At 56.8% G+C, this 4,191-nt stretch carries 5 protein-coding genes and 2 pseudogenes; 1 reads left to right on the top strand and 6 read right to left on the bottom strand.

Features of this window, described 5'->3' with window-relative positions; all coding sequences use genetic code 11:
• Nucleotides 1-334: 334 nt before the first annotated feature.
• Nucleotides 335-556: pseudogene (locus tag B3V69_RS08210) on the top strand (DDE-type integrase/transposase/recombinase); the annotation flags it as partial.
• 177 nt (nt 557-733) lie between these two features.
• Here the strand turns inward: B3V69_RS08210 and B3V69_RS08205 are convergent.
• The 6 genes and pseudogenes from B3V69_RS08205 to B3V69_RS08180 all read right to left on the bottom strand — a co-directional run.
• Nucleotides 734-1,204 (bottom strand): bacteriohemerythrin, encoded by a 471-nt coding sequence (locus B3V69_RS08205; protein WP_296445491.1) that lies wholly within the window; start codon nt 1,202-1,204, stop codon nt 734-736.
• A gap of 535 nt (nt 1,205-1,739) precedes the next feature.
• Nucleotides 1,740-1,922: pseudogene (locus tag B3V69_RS08200) on the bottom strand (ketopantoate reductase family protein); the annotation flags it as partial.
• Nucleotides 1,923-1,966: 44 nt separating this feature from the next.
• Nucleotides 1,967-2,287, bottom strand: coding sequence for a type II toxin-antitoxin system RelE/ParE family toxin (locus B3V69_RS08195; protein WP_296445489.1), 321 nt, complete (start codon nt 2,285-2,287; stop codon nt 1,967-1,969).
• The gene (locus tag B3V69_RS08190) at nt 2,284-2,565 is read right to left on the bottom strand and encodes a YlcI/YnfO family protein (RefSeq protein WP_296445487.1); all 282 of its coding nucleotides are present in this window, start codon (nt 2,563-2,565) and stop codon (nt 2,284-2,286) included. Before B3V69_RS08190 ends, B3V69_RS08195 begins: the two co-directional genes overlap by 4 nt.
• A gap of 41 nt (nt 2,566-2,606) precedes the next feature.
• Nucleotides 2,607-3,560 (bottom strand): ketopantoate reductase family protein, encoded by a 954-nt coding sequence (locus B3V69_RS08185; RefSeq protein WP_296445485.1) that lies wholly within the window; start codon nt 3,558-3,560, stop codon nt 2,607-2,609.
• 193 nt (nt 3,561-3,753) lie between these two features.
• Nucleotides 3,754-4,191, bottom strand: a 438-nt coding sequence (locus tag B3V69_RS08180; protein WP_296445483.1) for a lactonase family protein, incomplete at its 5' end; no start/stop codon positions are given.

The following is a 4,191-nucleotide window of genomic DNA, read 5'->3' as shown; positions in this document are numbered from 1 at the left end:
ACAGTGGATTCAACGAAGCTCCCTAATAGTTTATGTGTGCTTTTCATTTTTAGTTCCTTGTAAAAGATATAGCTAGTCAACTGGCATAAACACGATGGTTGCGTTCGCTGCGCGCTGCCGTTGCGTCAACCAGCCAGTAAGCAAACAACAAGCAAAATCTGCACCAATATGTTATTAAAAATAAAATCCTCTTCAATATCATTTACTTGAATACTTAAGGAACAGAGATCGGCACTCGTCAGAGAGATTTCCGGGCGAGGGCGTAAGAAAATCCGACACTTCAACATGAGACCTTGTATCAATGGGGTCAGACGCTGGTGACGCCTGTGTCGACATCCTGATGCGTCAAAATAAATACGTCAACAACATCGTCGAACAGGAGCATCGGGCCGTCAAACGAATCACCCGTCCGATGCTCGGATTCAAGTCATTCTGGCGTGCACGAGTCGTGATTGCCGGCATTGAGGTCATGCACATGATCCGCAAGGGGCAGCTGGACTGCCCCAGCGGCCGAACCACGTCTGCAGCCAACCAGTTCTACAGCCTTGCTGCTTGATCGCCAGGTCAGCGACGCAAATCTTTTTGGCCTGACTCCGCTATTGCGACACAACAAAACTATCCGTGAATGCTTCCGGTGGCGCGTGACTCCCCACAAAGCGGCCGGTCACAGGAGTCAGCTCTTGGTCGTTGGCGGATGCATCAATCCTCGAAATCGACCCCGGATTGCTAACTGTCAGGGACTGGGGTGAAGGTCAGGTAGCGGACGCGAGAAATCCAATTCCTCCTTAATGATATGTTCCGCGACAACGTCATAAACAATAAATCCAACCATGTCGCTGACTGGCAGTTGGCTTTCTTGAAAGCTATCGCGCAGTTGCTTGGTGCGTGCCAGGATTGAACGATGAACTTCTTTGTGGTCTTCAGACAAGGGATTGTTGTAACCGGCCATTATGTTTTCCTCCGTTTGGAAGTGATTTGCGACTTCATCGACTAGGTCGTGAAGCAATAGGTGGACAAATTCCTTTGATCTCTTTGTCAAGACCGCATTTATCAATTCGTTACCAAGAGAAACCAAGCCTTGGTGTTGCCTGTCAATGACTTCATGTCCAACTTCAAAAGAAGTTCGCCATATCAATTTAACGAGGGAAGTGCCTTGTTCCCCACGATCCACTCCGCGCGATGTCTGATCTGGGTTGTCCTGCATTGCGCTCCTATAACTTCGCCGCATAAGCCATACGGCAGCGCCTGTCGAAGTCAGGAGTAGGCCGCTCACGGCACCCATAACATTTTTCAACGTGAAGATTGTTATCAATCCTGCGATAAGGTAAGCGTACGGCAATACCTCGTACAGCCAGTCAGGCTTATATCCTCTGAGAAACATTCAGCTCCCTCGGTGACCGTCAGAATGTCCGACGGGGGTTGACCATTGGTGAAATAGCAGACTGTGCCATCAAGACATTCAACCGCATCAGCCCGCTCATCGCAAATACCGTTTGGCGCGATCAATGATCCAGATCAAAATTAAGAGAGATTTTTTCCCTGAATGTTTTACCAGCATGCAACGGACACTGTGCCTAAACAGAATTCCTCGCCGCAACCTGACAGACTCCTTCCGAATGCGTAAGCGACGGTCAACTTGCGGTCGCGAAAGTTAGTTTTTGGCACAGAGCAGCCACTAATCCAGCAACGCGGACAATTCGCGAATGCGCGCTCGAACGTAACGCTGTTCTTCAGTAGCCCTATGCCCGCTGCCCCTCCATCAACTTCACCAAGGCCCACAACACCCGGTTCGCCGGCGTCGCAATTCCCAGTACCGCGCCGCGCTTGACGATCAACCCATTGAGGTAGTCGATCTCGCTGCGCTTGCCGCGCGCCAGGTCTTGCGCGGTCGATGGATACTGGCTGGGCATGCTGTGGGCGAGCTTGGCCATCGACGACGTTCAGGAACCGGCAGCTCGCCAACTGCCTAGTGATAGTCATCCTCGCGTTGGTGACGTACAGCCGCAATGATCACGGTGTTGTTGTCTGCAATCTCAAACAAGGCGATATAGCCGGTCCCGCCAAAGGGAATCACCAGCTCCCGCAAGAACGGGCTTTGATCAGCCTTTCTGCAGGTAAAGGGTGAACTCCGTAGGGTTGCAAAGCCGTCCTGTAGGGCAACAATGGCCCTGTCGGCTACGGCCAGGTCCCCGCCACCCACTCGATCAAGCTCACGTTCAAGCACAAAATCGTAAAGTCGAAGCAAATCATCCTCGGCCTCCCGAGTTAATTTGACCCGATAGCTCATTGTTTACCTGAGCCTGCTTTTGCCGTTGCCGTTGCAAGGCGTTGGCGTAGTTTGTCCAATACGATGTCGGCATCGACGTAGTCATCTTTGTTCTTGGCGGCTTCAAGGGATTTGATGCCGCGAGCCAGAAACTCCGCCTGATTGCGACGCCTGACAACCGTTTCACGAACAGCGTTCTCAACAAACTCGGTCAAGGTCTCGGCATCGCGAAGCAGCGATTCAACGGTTGAGCGAAATTCAGGCTCAACGCGAATAGAAGGCAGTGTTGCAGTTTTCATAATCTCAATGTATCGCTTTTGCGATGCAATGTCCAGTAGCCCTATGCCCGCTGCCCCTCCATCAACTTCACCAAGGCCCACAACACCCGGTTCGCCGGCGTCGCAATTCCCAGCGCCGCGCCGCGCTTGACGATCAACCCATTGAGGTAGTCGATCTCGCTGCGCTTGCCGCGCGCCAGGTCTTGCGCCGTCGATGAATACTGGCTGGGCATGGTCTCGGCGATCTTGCGGATGGCCGCATCCACGTCGCCCGCCACCTGCACGCCTTCGGCCTGGGCCACGGCCAGGCATTCGGCCACCACGTCGCGCATCACGTCCTTGATGCCCTCACCCGCCACCGTCTTGCCATAGGGCAGCTGGGCGATGGCCGACACCGCGTTGTAGGCGCAGTTGAGGATCAGCTTGGCCCACAGCGCGCCGCGCACGTTGCCCGATATCTCGGTGGGCACGCCAGCGGCGATCAGGGCTTGCGCCACGGCCTCGCTGGAAACGGACCTGGAACCAGCGGGCTCGATCACCAGCTCGCCGCGGCCGTGGTGCCTGACGTGGCCGGGGCCGGCCATCTCAACGGCAACGTACACCACGGCGGCGGCCACCGCGGTTCCGGTGAGCACAGTGCGCAGGCGGTCGGCGTTGTCCACGCCGTTTTGCAGGGTCAGCACCAGCGCATCGGGCGCCAGGTGCGGCCGCAGCAGGGCGCCGGCCGCTTCGGTGTCGGTCGACTTGACGCAGAACAGCACCAGCTGCGCACCCTGCACCGCGCTGGGCTGGCTGCTGGCGGCCAGGCGCACGTGTTCGTCGAAGGTCGTGGTCTGCATGCGCAGGCCGTCTCTAGCGATCGCCTCCACATGCTGCGGCCGGGCGATCAGCACCACCTCGTGCCCGGCGCGGGCCAGCATGCCGCCGTAGTAGCAGCCGACGGCGCCCGCGCCCATCACGGCGACCTTGAGGCCTTTTTTTGCTGCGTGTGCTTCGGTGAGGGGGATGCTGGCCATGGTGGAACTCTCGTGTGTGGAACAGGACAAGCGATTCTAGGGAGAGCTGAAGAAGCGCGCGCAGCAGGGACCGAACGCTGGCAAACCTGGGGCAGTGCGCCACTGGCAGACTATTGCGTGAAGTCGGACACAGGGGTAGCCCCCGTCAATACTACTTACCCAGCTATAAAATCAATAGCAATTTGGGTTTAACCTAGGGCGCAATGGCAATGCCCTGCGGTTGACTGCCGGTTGCTGCGGCCGCACCCACGGAGGTCAGAGTTCCACCGCCACCGCTGATGCTGAACGCCGACACGTCGTTGCTGCTCAGGTTGGTCACATACAGGTAGGTGCCCGTCGCGTTGACCGCCACGCCGCGCGGGTTGTTGCCCGCGCTGACAGGCGAGCCGACCGGCGTGAGTACGCCGGTGCTTTGGTTGATGGCGAAGACCAGCACGTTGTTGCTGCTGCTGGAGCCGTCGGTCACGTAGACATATTGGCCATTGGGGTTGACCGCAATGGCAAACGTGGAACCGCTGGAGTTGACGGCCCCGATGGTCGTCAGCAGACCAGTGCTTTGGTTGATGGTAAAGGCGCTGATGCCGCCGCCTTGACTGATCGCATAGGCAAAGCGGCCACTCGGATCAATCAC

The organism is Rhodoferax sp. UBA5149 (assembly GCF_002413825.1).
Classification (GTDB): domain Bacteria; phylum Pseudomonadota; class Gammaproteobacteria; order Burkholderiales; family Burkholderiaceae_C; genus Rhodoferax.
The sequence above is the reverse complement of the archived record's forward strand: the minus strand, read 5'-3'. Positions and strand labels throughout refer to the sequence as shown.

Excerpts from the sequence above, each read along its gene's own strand:
- B3V69_RS08205 (WP_296445491.1), bottom strand. The coding sequence starts at position 1,204 with ATGCAGGACAACCCAGATCAGACATCGCGCGGAGTGGATCGTGGGGAA.
- B3V69_RS08195 (WP_296445489.1), bottom strand. The coding sequence starts at position 2,287 with ATGAGCTATCGGGTCAAATTAACTCGGGAGGCCGAGGATGATTTGCTT.
- B3V69_RS08190 (WP_296445487.1), bottom strand. The coding sequence starts at position 2,565 with ATGAAAACTGCAACACTGCCTTCTATTCGCGTTGAGCCTGAATTTCGC.
- B3V69_RS08185 (WP_296445485.1), bottom strand. The coding sequence starts at position 3,560 with ATGGCCAGCATCCCCCTCACCGAAGCACACGCAGCAAAAAAAGGCCTC.